The following is a 16,290-nucleotide window of genomic DNA, read 5'->3' as shown; positions in this document are numbered from 1 at the left end:
ATGGAGCAGTTTTCCCAGTTGGCGCACGCCTTCATGACCCAGGATCTCGCCACCCTGTCAGATCCCAGGATGGCCTTCATGGTGTGCTGCGTGCTGCTGACTTTCCTGGTGCTGGAGAACGGCTTCATTCCTACCGCCTTTCTGCCCGGTGACAGCTTGCTCATCCTGACCGGGGTACTCATCTATCAGGAGGTGATCTCCCCCTGGGTGGTGCCCCTGTTGATCGTCGCGACCTTCGTCGGTACCTGGCTCGGCTACATGCAGGGCCGCTTCCTCGGGCACACCCAGACCTATCACCGTTTGATGTCCCACATGGACGACAAGCACAAGGAGAAGGTGTTCTACCTGCTCAACAAGTACGGCATCCTGACCCTGATCACCGCGCGCTATATCGCCTTCGTGCGCACCGTCTATCCCTACATAGTCGGTGCGACCGAGATCCCCCAGGGACGCTTCCTGGTCGTCAATCTGGTCAGTTCCATCCTCTGGGTCAGCCCGCTGGTGAGTCTGGGCTACTACCTGAGTCATACCAAGCTGGCAGCCCAGTATGAGACTCAGTTCCTCAGCATCATTCTCTACCTGCCGCTGGTGCTGCTCGCTGCCGGTCTGGTGGCGCTGATCTGGCGCTGGTTGGTGCGGCGCAAGGCCACGCCGGAGCAAAATAAACCCTGAAGCAAGAGGCCATGGCAACATGGCCTTTTTTAATCACGATTATTAATAAAATAGCCACCAGCGACCTTGTAAAGCCGCAGCAAAAATGCGTGAATCTACCGCCTTTTTCTGGAGTTGGATGGAGTAGTCGTATGAGGGGTCAGATGCGCACCTTGACGTTGTTGAGTACATTGGCCAGCCTCTTGCTGCCCGCCCTGGTCATGGCCGCGCCCAATCCTGCCAAACTGCAATTGCAGTCGAGCAGCGCCCTGGTGATGGAGGTTGGCAGCGGCAAGACGCTCTATCAGAAGAACGCGACCAGTCGCCGCCCCATCGCCTCCCTCACCAAACTGATGACGGCGCTGGTGGTACTCGATGCCAGGCAGGATCTCAACCAGACCCTCACCGTCAACAGCAACGATCGCGATGCCATCAAGCACACCTATTCCCGGGTGCGCATGGGCACCAAGATCAGTCGTCGCGATGCCTTGCATCTGGCACTGATGTCTTCGGAAAACCGCATGGCCTCGGCGCTGTCTCGCCATTACCCGGGAGGGCGCGCCGCCTTCGTGCGGGCCATGAACACCAAAGCCAAACAGTTGGGGATGCGCAACAGCCGCTTCCATGATGCCACCGGCCTCTCCAGTGCCAATGTCTCCACCGCCCAGGATCTCGCCAAGCTGATCGCTGCCGCCTATCGCCAGCCGCTGATCCGCCAGTTCACCCAGGATAGCGATGAAGAGATGCGCTTCGCGGTGCCCGGATACAGCCTGCACTTCAACAACACCAACCCCCTGGTCAAGAACCAGGATTGGGATGTGCGTCTCTCCAAGACCGGCTTTACCAATGAAGCGGGCCGCTGCCTGCTGATGCGTGCCAAACCGGACAACAAGGAGCTGGCCATTGTCCTGCTCAACTCCTTTGGCAAACGCACCCCCATAGGAGATGCCAACCGCATCCGCAAGTGGCTCAAAACCTGAGTACCTGACGCATCCTCAGTCACGCCCAAAGAGGGATGCCACGGCATCCCTCTTTGCTTATCCGCCCTGGCCGGCTCCCGCGTCAGCACAATGCTTGCCCTGGTCCACCCGCCACGGATCTCCCCCCTCCCCTTGCCGCCACACACCTTGCCTGAAGAGAGCCCCGGGAGCGCAGGCCTGGGCACTATTCCCGGCCGGCTCAAGGCGCAATGGGTCGCTGAGCCATGCCTGCAAACAAGATGAAGGGGGAACGCCTGGAGAGTGGGGCAGGGCCAGCAGAACGCCGCCCATGGCCTTGCGTGGGCTCTGGGAAGGGGAGCACTCCCTTGGATAGCGCCACAGCCACAAGGCTCGCTGATGGGGGTTGCGATGAAGGATGGGCTGGCGGGCAGCAGGGTTGTCAGCCTCTCTTCCCGGTATGCGACAAGCGAGGGCCAAGGGAGTGGCAGGGATTGGAGCGGGCCGGAAAGGATCCATAAAAAAACAGCCTCGACCTGAGTCGAGGCTGTCTGTATGGTGCGCCCGGGAGGATTCGAACCTCCGACCACCTGGTTCGTAGCCAGGTACTCTATCCAGCTGAGCTACGGGCGCTCATCAACTTTTGACATTGCTTCTTAATATGGTGCGCCCGGGAGGATTCGAACCTCCGACCACCTGGTTCGTAGCCAGGTACTCTATCCAGCTGAGCTACGGGCGCTCACAAACTTTTTGTACTGCTTTCAATATGGTGCGCCCGGGAGGATTCGAACCTCCGACCACCTGGTTCGTAGCCAGGTACTCTATCCAGCTGAGCTACGGGCGCTCATAAACTTTTGGTGTTGCTTTAAATGGTGCGCCCGGGAGGATTCGAACCTCCGACCACCTGGTTCGTAGCCAGGTACTCTATCCAGCTGAGCTACGGGCGCCCTGTTTTTAAAGCGATAAAAAAAGCTTACTTATCAGTAAGCCTTTTCTAAAGTGTCGACTTGCTGATGGTCAACACATGACTCTTGCTTGAGTCTTAATATGGTGCGCCCGGGAGGATTCGAACCTCCGACCACCTGGTTCGTAGCCAGGTACTCTATCCAGCTGAGCTACGGGCGCAAATGGCGGAGAAGGGGGGATTCGAACCCCCGATGCGGGTATAAGCCGCATACTCCCTTAGCAGGGGAGCGCCTTCAGCCTCTCGGCCACCTCTCCGTTTGCGGGGCTGATAATACTTCACAGGGATTTTTAGTCAAACACTTTTTTGGAGAAAAAAGCCTGTTCGCTCAGCATTTGGTCAAAGAGCGGAATATTCAAACAAAATCGATACTTATCCCACTGTTTACGCCCCTGACGGGCAGGTTGAGCCCCCCAGAAAAACAAAAGGCGACACTGAGGTGTCGCCTTGATGCTGCTATGAAAAGCGGCTTAGAAGTTGGGTTGGCCCGGTACTTTCTCGGCCTGTATCCGCATGTAGATCTCTTCGCGGTGTACAGAGACTTCTTTCGGTGCGTTGACGCCGATACGGACCTGGTTGCCTTTCACGCCCAGTACGGTCACTGTCACTTCATCACCTATCATCAGGGTTTCCCCTACACGACGAGTCAAAATAAGCATTCGCTTGCTCCTGTATTCTGTTTTGTATTTGTATCGATAATCGACATTATCTTACAAAGATACCGATATGGTAAATGGTTGAAACTAAATCAATCCGGGATTGTTACCCAGAGGCTGTTCACTCGGCTCCTGATCCAGCCCGAAGGCCCCATGCAGGGAGCGTACTGCCAGCTCCAGATACTTCTCGTCAATCACCACGGAAATCTTGATCTCTGAGGTTGAAATCAACTGCATGTTGATCCCCTCCTCACCCAATACCTTGAACATGGTGCGGGCCACGCCGGGATGATTCCACATCCCCACCCCGACAATAGAGACCTTGGCTATCTCACCATTGCCCTGAACACAGGCGGCACCAAGCTCGCTGGCCGTCAGCTCAAGCAGAGCACGGGCACGGCGATAGTCATCGCGATTCACCGTGAAGGTAAAGTCTGCAGTGCCATCCCCCAACGTATTCTGAACAATCATGTCCACGTCGATATTGGCATCGCTGATGGGGCCGAGGATCTGAGCCGCAACGGTGGGCCTGTCCGGCACCCCCAAAATGGTCAGACTGGCCTCATTGCGGTTGAACGCAATGCCCGATACCAGGGGAGCTTCCATCCTCTCACCTCCATATGTGATTAAGGTTCCCTCGCCATCGATAAAGCTCGACAGCACCCGTAATGGTACCCGGTACTTTCCTGCAAACTCCACCGAACGGATCTGCAGCACCTTGGCCCCCAGGCTCGCCATCTCCAGCATCTCCTCGAAGGTGATGGTCGAGAGGCGCCGTGCCTTGGGTTCGATGCGCGGATCCGTGGTATAGACACCGTCCACATCGGTGAAGATATGACACTCATCGGCCTTGAGGGCCGCCGCAATCGCCACCGCTGTGGTGTCGGAACCACCCCGGCCCAGGGTCGTGATGGCATTGTGCTCATCACGTCCCTGGAAGCCTGCCACCACCACCACCTTGCCACTGGCCAGCTCGCCTTGCAGCGATGCGGTATCTATGTGGGTGATCCTGGCCTTGCCATAGGCCGAATCGGTGTGGATGCGCACCTGATCCCCGGTCATGGAGACGGTCTGGCAGCCACGGCGGTTCAGCGCGATGGCAAGCAGGGCAATGGTGACCTGCTCGCCGGTGGAGACCAGCACATCCATCTCGCGCCGATTGGCGTCAGGATCCAGCTGCTGGGCCATGCCCAGCAAACGGTTGGTCTCCCCCGACATGGCGGAGACCACCACCACCACATCATGCCCCTGCAGTCTGGTATGAGCGACCCGCTCAGCGACCGCTTCGATCCGCTCCAGGGTGCCAACCGAGGTGCCACCGAACTTCTGTACATAGAGTGCCACAGATCACCTCGCCCTAATTAGAGGCGCTCTTCCAGCCAGGAGTGAACGGATTGCAGTGCCGCCGGCACGGCCTCCGGTTGAGTGCCGCCCGCCTGCGCCATGTCAGGACGACCGCCCCCCTTGCCGCCGACTTGCTGGGCAACCAGATTGACCAGCTCACCCGCCTTGACCTTGCCAGTCAGATCCGACGTAACGCCAGCGATCAGGTTGACCTTGCCTTCATCACTGGTGGCCAGCAGCACGACGCCGGACTTCATCCGATTCTTCAGCTCGTCCAGCATGCCGCGCAGGGACTTGGGATCCACGTCATCCAGTGCGGCTACCAGCACCTTCTGACCCTTGATCTCGATGACCTGGCTCAGCAGGTCACTGCCCGCCTGGGCTGCCAGCTTGGCCTTGAGCTGCTCCAGCTCGCGCTCCATCATCTTGGACTTGTCCAGCAGTTGACGCACCTTGCTACCCAGGGAGAACTGATCGCCTTTGATCAGCGCAGCCGCTTCTTCAATCTGCTCGGCCAACTGGTGCATGAAATCGATGGCACTCTTGCCGGTCACGGCTTCGATACGGCGGATACCCGCCGCTATGCCGCTCTCGGCGATGATCTTGAAGAAACCGATGTCGCCGGTACGCCTGGCATGGGTACCACCACACAGCTCGGTGGAGTAATCGCCCATGCGCACTACCCGCACGTCATCTTCGTATTTCTCGCCAAACAGTGCCATGGCACCAGCGGCTTTGGCCGCCTCCAGATCCATCACCTGGGTAGCGATGTCATGGTTGGCGCGGATCTGGGCGTTGACCAGCTCCTCGATGCGACGAATGGTCGCCATGGTCAAGCCTTCGAAGTGGGAGAAGTCAAAACGCATCCGCTCGGCACCGACCAGGGATCCCTTCTGGGTCACATGATCCCCCAATGCCTGACGCAGGGCCGCATGGAGCAAGTGGGTCACCGAGTGGTTCAGCGCCACGGCCTGACGGCGTTCTTCATCGACTTCTGCCACCACGGCGGCACCCTCTTCCAGGGTACCCAGCTCCAGATAGCCGGTATGGATAATGGCTTTACCCGCCTTGCGAGTGTCTGTCACCGCGAAGATACCGTCATCCACCTTGATGATGCCGGTATCGCCCACCTGACCGCCGGACTCGGCGTAGAAGGGTGTCTTCTCGAGTACCACAACCGCCTCTTCACCCGCGATGAGGCCACTCACCTGGACGCCATCTTTGTAGATGGCCAGCACCTTGGTCTGCTCGGTCAGGGCCTGGTAACCGGTGAAGGGGGTCTCGAAGTCGAGCTTGAGCACATCGTTGTAATTGACACCGAAGCTGGAGGCCTCTTTGGCGCGAGCACGCTGCTTCGCCATCTCGGTGTGGAAACCCTCTTCATCGATACCGATCTCGCGCTCACGCACCACATCGGCGGTCAAATCCGCCGGGAAGCCATAGGTGTCATACAGCTTGAACACCACGTCACCCGGGATCACTTTGGCATCCCCCAGGTTGGCCAGCACATCTTCGAGCAGCAACAAGCCCCTGTCCAGGGTGCGGACAAACTGCTCCTCTTCGATGCGCAGTACCCGCTCGACCAGGGAGAGCTGAGCGCTCAACTCGGTGGCCACGTCTTTCATCTGCACGGCCAGCTCGGCGGCCAGCTTGTAGAAGAAGACATCGGTGGCACCCAGCTTGCGGCCATGGCGCACGGCGCGACGGATGATGCGGCGCAGTACATAGCCACGCCCCTCGTTGGAGGGCATGATACCGTCGCCAATCAGGAAGGCGCAGGAGCGGATGTGGTCGGCGATGACGCGCAGGGACTGATTGCTCAGATCCTCGGTGCCCACTATCTCGGCCGCCTTCTTGATCAGTGCCTGGAAGATGTCGATCTCATAGTTGGAGTGCACGCCCTGCATGATGGCAGCGATACGCTCCAGCCCCATGCCGGTGTCCACGGAGGGACGCGGCAGCGGTTCCATGGTGCCATCGACCTGGCGGTTGAACTGCATGAAGACCACGTTCCAGATCTCGATGAAGCGATCGCCATCTTCTTCCGGTGAGCCGGGAGGGCCGCCCCAGATATGATCGCCATGGTCGTAGAAGATCTCGGTGCAGGGACCGCAAGGGCCCGTATCACCCATCTGCCAGAAGTTATCGGAGGCAAAGGCTGCGCCCTTGTTGTCACCGATGCGCACGATGCGATCGGTCGGCACGCCAATCTCCTTGGCCCAGATGTCGAAAGCTTCGTCATCGGTCTCATAGACGGTGACCAGCAGGCGCTCTTTGGGCAGCTTCAGGGTGCCAGTCAGGAACTCCCAGGCGAAGCGGATAGCATCCTGCTTGAAGTAATCGCCGAAACTGAAGTTACCCAGCATCTCGAAGAAGGTGTGGTGACGCGCGGTATAACCCACGTTTTCCAGATCATTGTGCTTGCCGCCCGCACGTACACAGCGCTGGGAGCTGGTCGCCCGGTTGTAGGCGCGCTTGTCGGCACCGAGGAAGACATCCTTGAACTGATTCATCCCTGCATTGGTGAACAGCAAGGTTGGATCGTTGTGCGGAACCAGTGAGCTGGACGACACCACCTGGTGCCCCTGGGAGCGGAAGTACTCGAGAAACGCGTTGCGGATCTCTGATGTGGACATATACATGGAAAATCCTGCTTGATTCAGATACGGACTTTTAATCGCCTTAATGTAAGTTTTCTACGGGGCAAAGTAAAACCCACAGGCCCCTCGGCCCCGAAAAAGCCGGTGAAAAGAGACCCCAGGCGACATGCAAGGCATAACGCCCTAAAAAAGCGGCTGGCTGGGCTCAGATCCAGGCTGACGAGAAACCCGAACATGCAGCGCAGACTCCCCAAAAGCGGCAAGACAGGCCCATGACGATCACCAGCGGACAGCGTCACGACGCCATAGCCTAGAAGGTTGGCCAGGAAGCCGTAACCAAGATGTCACGGCCAAAACGTCAAAGACAAAACGCCAAAGAGAGAGCAGCAGGGGTGGCCGGCGGCAGATCAGGGAAGGGCGCATGGCGGCATGGGAACAAGAGGCATGAGCCTCACACCAAGAAGGGATTGACTTAACATGACGAGGGAAAGCGCAACTCCCGGCCTGAGCAAGCCATCACGATTGCCATTCAGTCGTCGTCCGCCTCGCTCTCGGCCAGCAGAGTATCCAGCGCATAACGGGCCTGATCCTGATTGAAACCTCGTCCCAGCAGGTACTTGAGCCACTTCATCCGCACCTTGAACTCCTTGAGAACAGCAGCATCGGTGCGGCGCTGCAACAGGGCAAGGGCCAGCTCGAACCAGTCCAGTTCGGGTTGATCAAACGCCAGCTCCAACTCGGTATCACTGAGCCCCTTGCGGCGCAGATCGAAGCGGATCTTGGTGGGACCATGCCCCTTGGCCGCTCCGGCCCGCACCGCCATGGCGCCATAACGCTCATCGGATACCCACTGGTGATCGCGGCAATAATCGAGCACGGCCTGACTCACCGTCTCGTCATAGCCCCGCTTGCGCAGACGCATCAGCAGCTCGGACTCGGCACTCTCCCGCCTGCCCAGACTGCGCATGGCGTAGGCGCGGGCGGCGGCGAATGTTTCTTCAAATGACAACTCAGGCTGTTCCGTCATGGCTCCCTCGCCCATAAAAACAAGGCCGGGGGTTAGCCCGGCCTGTCTGTTACTCAAATTCTTGTTCGTCTTCGGGCTCAAGCTCGTCGAGAGCGGCCACTGGAGCCTTCTCGTTTGGCCCCCCGTCCTTGGCCAGCAGCAGCTCACGCAGTCTGGCTTCGATTTCGGCAGCCATCGTCTTGTTCTCGGCAAACAGCTTCATGACGTTGGCCTTGCCCTGGCCTATCTTCTCGCCATTGTAGCTATACCAGGCACCGGCCTTGTCGATCAGCTTGTGCTTGACGCCCAAGTCCACCAGCTCGCCCTCTTTCGAGATGCCCACGCCGTAGAAGATCTGGAACTCGGCCTGTTTGAAGGGCGGGGCCACCTTGTTCTTGACGACCTTGACGCGGGTCTCGTTACCGACCACCTCGTCCCCTTCCTTGATGGCGCCGATCCGGCGGATATCCAGGCGTACTGAGGCGTAGAATTTGAGGGCGTTACCACCAGTGGTGGTCTCGGGGCTGCCGAACATGACGCCGATCTTCATGCGGATCTGGTTGATGAAGATACACAGGCAGTTGGCATTCTTGATGTTGGCAGTCAGCTTGCGCAGCGCCTGGGACATCAAGCGAGCCTGCAGGCCGACGTGGGAATCCCCCATCTCGCCTTCGATTTCAGCCTTGGGCGTCAAGGCGGCAACGGAGTCGACGATGATGACGTCGACCGCGTTGGAACGCACCAGCATGTCACAGATTTCCAGCGCCTGTTCGCCGGTATCCGGCTGGGAGATCAGCAGGTCATCGACGTTGACGCCCAGCTTGGCGGCATAGATGGGATCCAACGCATGCTCGGCATCGACGAAGGCACAGGTCTTGCCCTTCTTCTGGGCCTCGGCAATGACTTGCAGCGTCAGGGTCGTCTTGCCCGATGATTCCGGGCCATAAATCTCGACCACACGACCGCAGGGCAGACCGCCGATGCCGAGCGCCACGTCCAGGGAGAGGGAGCCGGTAGAGATGGCTTCAATGTCCATGGTCTTGCTGTCGCCCAGACGCATGATGGAGCCTTTACCAAACTGTTTCTCAATCTGACCCAGCGCTGCCGCCAGTGCCTTCTGCTTGTTCTGATCCATGCCAATCTCCGCTGGAAATCGTGATAAGGTGAAGTTGGGCTAAGTATACTGTCTATTCATACAGTATCAACCCCTTTTACTTGAGCAGGGCCAAGAGACCGGACAGGGCTTGTCTGATCGCCTGTTGTCGCACCTGATGGCGATCCCCTTCGAAACGGGCAAGCAGCGAGCGCTGACGCCCTCCCTGCTCGGCCCAGGCAAACCAGACGGTGCCGACCGGTTTATCCTCAGACCCCCCGCCCGGCCCCGCGATGCCGCTGATGGCGACGCTGATGCGGGCGTCGGATCGCGCCAGGGCGCCCCTGGCCATTTCCAGTACCACGGCCTCACTGACGGCGCCGTGACGCACCAGGCTGTCGACACTGACCCCCAGCATCTGCTGTTTGGCCTCATTGGTGTAGGTGACGAAGCTGCGATCGAACCAGGCCGAGCTGCCCGCTATCTCGGTGATGGCATAGGCAACCCCGCCCCCGGTGCACGATTCTGCGGTGGCAGCCAGCCAGCCACGGCCGATGAGGGCCGGGCCCAGCTCCTCGGCAAGGCAAACAATCTCTCTATCAAGGGTCATGGCACCTCCCGTTATCGAGCCTGCATTATGCTATCCCGGCCCGGGCTATCGCAACAGAGTCAGCCTTGGGCACCATCAGGTTGGGTTCCCCCCATCCCCGCCTTCTGTGTAGAATGGCCCCCCATAATAGCCGTATCTGCACAGGCCACTCGGCCACCATCCGGGATCGAACATGAACGCATTATCCGCCCAAACAGGGGCTCCCAACGCAGCCCTTAGCCAACATACGCCCATGATGCAGCAGTACCTGGGCCTCAAGGCCGAGAACCCTGAGATACTGCTGTTCTACCGGATGGGCGACTTCTATGAGCTCTTCTATGACGATGCCCGCCGGGCTGCGCAGTTGCTCGACATCTCCCTGACCAAGCGTGGTCAATCCGCCGGTACTCCCATTCCCATGGCAGGGGTGCCCTATCACGCCATCGAAGGCTATCTGGCCAAGCTGGTGCAACTCGGCGAGTCGGCGGCCATCTGCGAACAGGTGGGGGATCCGGCCACCAGCAAGGGGCCGGTCGAGCGCAAGGTGATCCGCATCGTTACCCCGGGCACCGTCTCCGACGAGGCGCTGCTCAACGAGCGCCAGGACAACCTGATCGCCGCCCTCTATCACGATGGTCGTCAGTTCGGTTTTGGCACCCTGGATATCAGCTCGGGCCGCTTCTTCATCAATCAGTTCGACAAGGAAGAGACCCTGCTGGCCGAGTTGCAACGCACCAACCCGGCCGAGTTGCTCCATCCGGAATCTTTCGCGTTCATGCACCACATAGCGGGACGCCGCGGCCTGCGCCGTCGCCCCGAGTGGGAGTTTGAACTGGGCACGGCCCGCAAATTGCTGTGCCAGCAATTTGGCACCCAGGATCTGGTGGGCTTTGGGGTCGACAAGAGTGAGGTCGCCCTGTGCGCCGCCGGCTGCCTGATGCAGTACGTGAAAGACACCCAGCGCACCGCCCTGCCTCATATTCGCGGAGTCAGGCTTGAGCAACCGGATCACGCCGTCATCATGGATGCCGCGACCCGCCGCAACCTGGAGTTGACCCAGAATCTGGCCGGCGGCTACGAAAATACCCTGAGCGAAGTGCTGGATCGCGCCCAGACCCCCATGGGCAGCCGTTTGCTCAAGCGCTGGTTGCATCAGCCGATCCGCGATCGGGTGCTGCTGCGCGGCCGCCAGAGCACCATATCCGAGCTGATAGAAGCAAACCTCTATGACGAGCTGGGTGCCCTGCTGCGCCAGGTTGGCGACATGGAGCGGGTATTGGCCCGCCTCGCCCTGCGCTCCGCACGCCCTCGGGATCTGACCCGTCTGCGCCAGGCGTTCACCCAGCTGCCACACCTGCAAGCCTTGCTGGCAGGCAGCCAGCACGAAGCGGTGCAGCGACTGCGGGATCGCGCCGCCTGCTTCCCGGAGCTGCTGGATCTGCTGGAGCGGGCCATCATGGAGACCCCGCCTGTGCTGATCCGCGATGGCGGCGTCATCCGCGAGGGCTTCAACAGCGAGCTCGACGAGATCCGCGATCTGGCCGATGGGGCCACCGCCGTACTGGGGCGCATCGAGGAGCGGGAGAAGCAGGAGACGGGCATCAACACCCTCAAGGTGGGCTACAACAGGGTGCATGGCTTCTTCATCGAGGTGAGCCGGGCCAACAGCCACCTGGTGCCCGCCCACTACATCCGCCGTCAGACTCTGAAAAACAATGAGCGATACATCATCGATGAGCTCAAAAAATACGAAGATCAGATCCTGACCGCCCAGAGTCGCGCTCTGGCCCTGGAAAAACGGCTCTATGAAGAGCTGCTCGACACCCTGCTGCCCCATCTCGCCGAGCTGCAAGAGTCTGCCGCCGCCCTGGCCGAGCTGGACGTACTGGCCAACCTGGCGGAGCGAGCCGAGACCCTCAATTATCAGTGTCCGACCCTGACCGACGAGGATCAGATCCTGATCGAGGGCGGCCGCCACCCCGTGGTGGAGCAGGTCATGAAGGATCCCTTCATCGCCAATCCGGTCAGCCTGAAACAGGGCCGACAGATGTTGATCATCACGGGCCCCAACATGGGGGGTAAGTCTACCTATATGCGCCAGACCGCCCTCATCGTGCTGCTGGCGCACATTGGCGCTTATGTGCCGGCCGACAGCGCCCGCATCGGTCCCATCGATCGCATCTTCACCCGCATCGGCGCCTCGGACGATCTTGCCTCGGGTCGCTCCACCTTCATGGTGGAGATGACCGAGACCGCCAATATCCTCAACAACGCCACGGCCCAGAGTCTGGTGCTGATGGACGAGATAGGTCGCGGTACCAGCACCTATGATGGTCTCTCCCTGGCCTGGGCTTGTGCCGAACAGCTGGCCAGCAAGATAGGGGCCTACACCCTGTTTGCCACCCACTACTTCGAGCTGACCAAGCTGCCCGAGCTGCTGCCAAACCTTGCCAACGTCCATCTGGATGCGGTGGAGCACGGCGACACCATCGCCTTCATGCATGCGGTGCAAGAGGGCGCAGCCAGTCGCTCTTACGGCCTGCAAGTCGCAGCCCTGGCCGGGGTGCCCAAGTCGGTGATCCATCAGGCGCGCCACAAGCTGGCCGAGCTGGAACGTGGCACTCCGCTGGTGACGGGCGAAGCGGGCAGCCTCCCTCCACCACAGCCCTTGCCACAGCCTCACCCGGCCGTGGAGGAACTGGCACAGATACGCCCGGATGACCTCTCCCCCCGCCAGGCCCTGGAGCTGATCTATCGCCTCAAGCAACTGCTCTGACAGCCGCGTTGCGCCGGGCGGCGCATGCGCAAACAAAAGGGGAACCCGTCGGGTTCCCCTTTTTTGGATGAGATGCCTGCATTCACAGGCATCAGGGCTTCATCAGGTGCCCGGGCCTATACGCTCTTTCAGGCTCATATAGCTAGAGCCATCGTGTCGCTTCAGGTTCTGGCGGTACTCGACCTGCCGCTGGCTCTCTTGCTTGAGACCGAGGATCAGCGAGTAGCACATGGCCAGCATGATCACCGAGAAGGGCAAGGCGGCGATGATGCTGGCGGCCTGCAAGGCAGCCAATCCTCCCGACATCAGCAAGATGGCCGCGACCAGCCCCTGACCTATGCCCCAGACGGCGCGGTGACGTATCGGCGGCTCGCTCTCACCAATGGAGAGCAAGGTCGTGATCACCAGGGTGCCCGAGTCACAGGAGGTGATGAAGTAGGTACAGATCAGCAGGGTCAGGATCCCCTTGGCAATCAGGCCCACAGTGCCCCAATCCAGCATGTCTACCGTCTTGTAGAGGGCCTGGGTCACATCCTGGTTGACGGCCTCGGCCACACCGCCCGCACCGAACAACTCCAGATGAATGGCGGTACCGCCAAACACCGTCAGCCAGAACATGCCTAGCAGGGAGGGCACCAGCAGCACGCCCAGGATGAACTCACGTATGGTACGCCCCTTGGAGATGCGGGCGATAAACATGCCAACAAAGGGGGCCCAGGCTATCCACCAGCCCCAGTAGAAGGCGGTCCAGGAGGATTGCCAGGCAGAGGTGCCGTTCGCCTCGGTATTGGTCCAGAAACTCAACTTGATGAGGTTTTGCAGATAGTCACCGATGTTCTGCACATAGGAGTTGAGGATGTAGGTGGTCGGCCCCATCACGACAAACACCAGCAAGATCAGGATGCTGAGCCAGACGTTGAGCTCAGACAGTATCTTGACCCCACGCCCCACCCCCGAGACTGCCGACAGGGTAGCGATGAGGGTGATACCCGCAATGAGCCACAGCTGATTGGTCTGGGAGACGTCCATCCCAACGAGCTGATTGAGACCCGTGTTCATCTGGGCAACCCCCAGACCGAGGGAGGTCGCGACCCCGAACACTGTGCCGAACACCGCCAGCACATCGGCGGCATGACCCCAGAAGCCATATATCCTGTCACCCAGGATCGGGTAGAGCACGGAACGAATGGCCAGGGGCAGCTTGCGTCTGTAGCTGAAAAACGCCAGGGAGAGACCGACGATCGCGTAGATGGCCCAGGGGTGCAGACCCCAATGATAGAAAGTAACCCGCATGGCAATCTGCGCCGCCTCGGGGGTCATGCCCTTTTCGATGAAAGGGTTGGCCTGCAGGTGGAACATCGGCTCGGCGATGCTCCAGAACACCAGCCCTATCCCCATGCCGGCACTGAACAGCATGGAGAACCAGGCGAAGTAGCCATACTCGGGCTCCTGATCATCATCCCCCAGGCGGATGCTGCCAAAGCGGCTGAACATCAGATAGATGGCAAAGAACAGGAAGAGCGCCACCACCAGGATGTAATACCACTTGAAGCTGGCGATGATGGTGTCTTTGGCGCCACTGAACCAGGATGCCGCCGTGTCCGGATCGAAGACCCCGAATAGCAGGAAGAGGGTGATCACGGTCAGGGCCGTGGTCGCCATGGTTGAATTAAGGCCTTTGAATATCCCTTTGGTCGCTCTCATTGACCCTCCTTAGTCCTGATTGTAAAAATCTTCACCGACATGGTCACCGGCGCCGCCGATGGCCCGATAGACCAGCTTGCCGGCACTGTCGTCACGATGATCGACCAGACTGACCGAAGGCTGACCATTTACCGCATGGCGTTTGCCAAGGAAGATCGCCATGGGGATACCGATGTTGGAGATACCGCTACTGATCCAGAGGCGGTTGAAGTCATAGCTACCGCCAATGAACTCGAGCTGGGCCAGACCGTTGTCCAGACCGGAGAGGTAGAAGTTCATGGCGCTCTCATTGGGGAACAGATGCACCAGCACATAGGCATACCGCATCTCGTTGACCAGCTCCTTGAGGGTGAAGCGGCCGGTGTTGGTACAGGAGAGAGGGAGCTCACCATCATAGTGGTGTACTTTGAGGGTGTTAGGATCCTCATCGTAACGGGGTTGATAGCGAATGAACGCAGAGGTGTCGGGCAACTCATAGCGCACACGCACCACGGTTAACTCGCTAACCAGAGACTTGATGTCCAGATCGTTTGTCATCATCTTGTTCCTCAAATATCGGGTTTAAATTTGGTAAAGGCCGCATAAAATACCATAAAAATGCTTTGAGCTGAAACTAAGTCATTCATAGGCCACTTGACCCAAGCATTGATTAGTTCGAGAATCCGCTCCCAACAACGCCTCTTTAGTGGTCTGATACCATGGAAAAACATGATGAAGTCTTGGTCGCGCTGCGCCAAATCATTCGAGCCATCGATATGCACTCGAAGCGGTTGATCAAGGAGGCGGGTCTAACGGCACCACAATTATTGCTGCTCAAAGGAATAAATGAGTTGGGGCAGATCTCGATGCGCCAGCTGGCCAACCACACCAATATGAGTCAGGCGACCGCCACCACCATCATGGACAGGCTGGAAAGCCGCGGTCTGGTGCAGAGAATTCGCAGTCAGACCGATAAGCGCAAGGTACATGCCACCCTGACCGAACAGGGTCAACTGCTGCTGGCTCAGGCTCCGACCCCCCTGCAAGTCCACTTTATTCAGCGCTTTCAGGCGCTGGAAGTGTGGGAGCAGACCCTGTTGCTCTCTTCCCTGCAACGCATCTCCCACATGATGAATGCCAGCGGCATAGATGCCGCCCCCGTGCTGAGCGTGAATTCCCTCACCGACTGAACGGCGCATATGAAAAAAGCCCCGATGGGGCTTTTTTCAATCTCATCACACTATCGTCTTACTCTTCCAGCGAGATACCGATATTGGAGACGCCGTCCTGGGCCGCAAAGGCTTTGATGGCGAGGATCCGGTCACTGTCACGCTCGTGAGCGACTCGCTTGAGCAACTCGACCTGGAACTCCAGTTCCGCCTCCATGTATTCATGCTCGTAGAGCTCTTCTTCGGTGAGATCCCGCTCTTCCAGCAGCTCGATGAAACCGGCTACCGTCCCGACCGAGGCGTGACTGGCATCCATGGCCTCTTCGCCCACCCGGCAGATCACCGAGTTATAGGCACAGCCCAAGGCCACGCAGGCATCCAGTGCCGGATAGGCGCCGTAGGATTCGAATTTGCCTGGCTCGGGGATATAGACCTCAAACGCCTCCAGAATAGCCCCCAAGTTGACCCGGGAGCTCTTGACCGTGAGGTAGCTCCACATCTGATCCAGGGCATGGCGATAGGCCTTGGCATCACCAAAGCCCGAGGCCTGGGCGAACAGGGCATAGTTCGGATACATACGCTCGGCCAGGGCCAGGGTATAGACGGTTTGCTGCCAAGGTTGTAACTCGGCCAGTCGCTTATAAAACTTGTCACCAAACACGGCAGGAGATCCTTCATAAAATGTGGGGCAGATTGTAGCCCACGGGGGGACGCGGCGAAAACGAAAAAGCGAGCTGGTCGACGTTGTTGCCCTGGCAAGTCGGGTAAGATGAAGAGAGCGGCCTCCCCTCCCTCGCCGCGCGTCTTATGAGGAATTCGCC

13 protein-coding genes and 6 tRNA genes are annotated in these 16,290 nt (G+C 59.2%); 4 read left to right on the top strand and 15 right to left on the bottom strand.

Features of this window, described 5'->3' with window-relative positions; genetic code table 11:
- Together M2367_RS13100 and pbpG are read left to right on the top strand one after the other, a co-directional pair.
- Entirely contained in the window at positions 1–672 is a 672-nt protein-coding gene (locus M2367_RS13100) for a DedA family protein (protein WP_042041933.1), read from the top strand.
- A 143-nt stretch (positions 673–815) separates the two neighbouring features.
- Positions 816–1,631, top strand: a complete 816-nt coding sequence (gene pbpG, locus M2367_RS13095; protein ID WP_404972876.1) for a D-alanyl-D-alanine endopeptidase — start codon at positions 816–818, stop codon at positions 1,629–1,631.
- Between the two features lie 514 nt (positions 1,632–2,145).
- Here the strand turns inward: pbpG and M2367_RS13090 are convergent.
- From M2367_RS13090 to M2367_RS13035, 12 genes are all read right to left on the bottom strand, one after another.
- Positions 2,146–2,222, bottom strand: a tRNA-Arg gene (locus tag M2367_RS13090).
- A 29-nt stretch (positions 2,223–2,251) separates the two neighbouring features.
- Positions 2,252–2,328: transfer RNA gene (locus tag M2367_RS13085), tRNA-Arg, on the bottom strand.
- Between the two features lie 28 nt (positions 2,329–2,356).
- Positions 2,357–2,433: transfer RNA gene (locus tag M2367_RS13080), tRNA-Arg, on the bottom strand.
- 26 nt (positions 2,434–2,459) lie between these two features.
- Positions 2,460–2,536, bottom strand: a tRNA-Arg gene (locus M2367_RS13075).
- A 101-nt stretch (positions 2,537–2,637) separates the two neighbouring features.
- Positions 2,638–2,714 (bottom strand) — tRNA-Arg (locus M2367_RS13070).
- Positions 2,715–2,717: 3 nt separating this feature from the next.
- A tRNA-Ser gene (locus M2367_RS13065) sits at positions 2,718–2,810 on the bottom strand.
- A gap of 213 nt (positions 2,811–3,023) precedes the next feature.
- Complete coding sequence (csrA, locus tag M2367_RS13060; protein WP_005315760.1) at positions 3,024–3,212, bottom strand: carbon storage regulator CsrA; 189 nt, start codon at positions 3,210–3,212, stop codon at positions 3,024–3,026.
- 84 nt (positions 3,213–3,296) lie between these two features.
- On the bottom strand, positions 3,297–4,553 hold the full coding sequence (locus M2367_RS13055) for an aspartate kinase (protein ID WP_042041641.1): 1,257 nt from the start codon (positions 4,551–4,553) through the stop codon (positions 3,297–3,299).
- 17 nt (positions 4,554–4,570) lie between these two features.
- Positions 4,571–7,195: an alanine--tRNA ligase gene (gene alaS / locus M2367_RS13050; RefSeq protein ID WP_259236914.1), complete on the bottom strand. Its 2,625-nt coding sequence runs from the start codon at positions 7,193–7,195 to the stop codon at positions 4,571–4,573.
- 487 nt (positions 7,196–7,682) lie between these two features.
- Positions 7,683–8,180, bottom strand: coding sequence for a regulatory protein RecX (locus M2367_RS13045; protein ID WP_396021378.1), 498 nt, complete (start codon positions 8,178–8,180; stop codon positions 7,683–7,685).
- A 49-nt stretch (positions 8,181–8,229) separates the two neighbouring features.
- Positions 8,230–9,294, bottom strand: coding sequence for a recombinase RecA (gene recA, locus M2367_RS13040; RefSeq protein ID WP_042041645.1), 1,065 nt, complete (start codon positions 9,292–9,294; stop codon positions 8,230–8,232).
- Between the two features lie 76 nt (positions 9,295–9,370).
- Positions 9,371–9,862 (bottom strand): CinA family protein, encoded by a 492-nt coding sequence (locus M2367_RS13035; protein ID WP_224432012.1) that lies wholly within the window; start codon positions 9,860–9,862, stop codon positions 9,371–9,373.
- 172 nt (positions 9,863–10,034) lie between these two features.
- Between M2367_RS13035 and mutS the strand changes: the two genes are divergently transcribed.
- Complete coding sequence (gene mutS / locus M2367_RS13030) at positions 10,035–12,617, top strand: DNA mismatch repair protein MutS (protein ID WP_259236913.1); 2,583 nt, start codon at positions 10,035–10,037, stop codon at positions 12,615–12,617.
- 102 nt (positions 12,618–12,719) lie between these two features.
- Here mutS and M2367_RS13025 read toward each other — a convergent pair whose 3' ends face one another.
- Complete coding sequence (locus M2367_RS13025) at positions 12,720–14,321, bottom strand: BCCT family transporter (protein WP_224432010.1); 1,602 nt, start codon at positions 14,319–14,321, stop codon at positions 12,720–12,722.
- 9 nt (positions 14,322–14,330) lie between these two features.
- Complete coding sequence (locus M2367_RS13020) at positions 14,331–14,858, bottom strand: hypothetical protein (RefSeq protein ID WP_042041649.1); 528 nt, start codon at positions 14,856–14,858, stop codon at positions 14,331–14,333.
- Positions 14,859–15,019: 161 nt separating this feature from the next.
- Here M2367_RS13020 and M2367_RS13015 point away from each other — a divergent pair, with 161 nt between their 5' ends.
- On the top strand, positions 15,020–15,490 hold the full coding sequence (locus tag M2367_RS13015) for a MarR family winged helix-turn-helix transcriptional regulator (protein ID WP_259236912.1): 471 nt from the start codon (positions 15,020–15,022) through the stop codon (positions 15,488–15,490).
- A 58-nt stretch (positions 15,491–15,548) separates the two neighbouring features.
- On the opposite strand, the gene M2367_RS13010 is transcribed toward M2367_RS13015, so the two are convergent.
- Positions 15,549–16,130 (bottom strand): YjaG family protein, encoded by a 582-nt coding sequence (locus M2367_RS13010; protein WP_042041651.1) that lies wholly within the window; start codon positions 16,128–16,130, stop codon positions 15,549–15,551.
- Positions 16,131–16,290: the final 160 nt, after the last annotated feature.

Origin of the sequence: Aeromonas sp. BIGb0445, from assembly GCF_024809075.1 — a bacterium.
GTDB lineage: Bacteria > Pseudomonadota > Gammaproteobacteria > Enterobacterales > Aeromonadaceae > Aeromonas > Aeromonas rivuli.
Note: the sequence above shows the minus strand (reverse complement) of the source record. Positions and strands in the feature narration are given on the sequence as shown.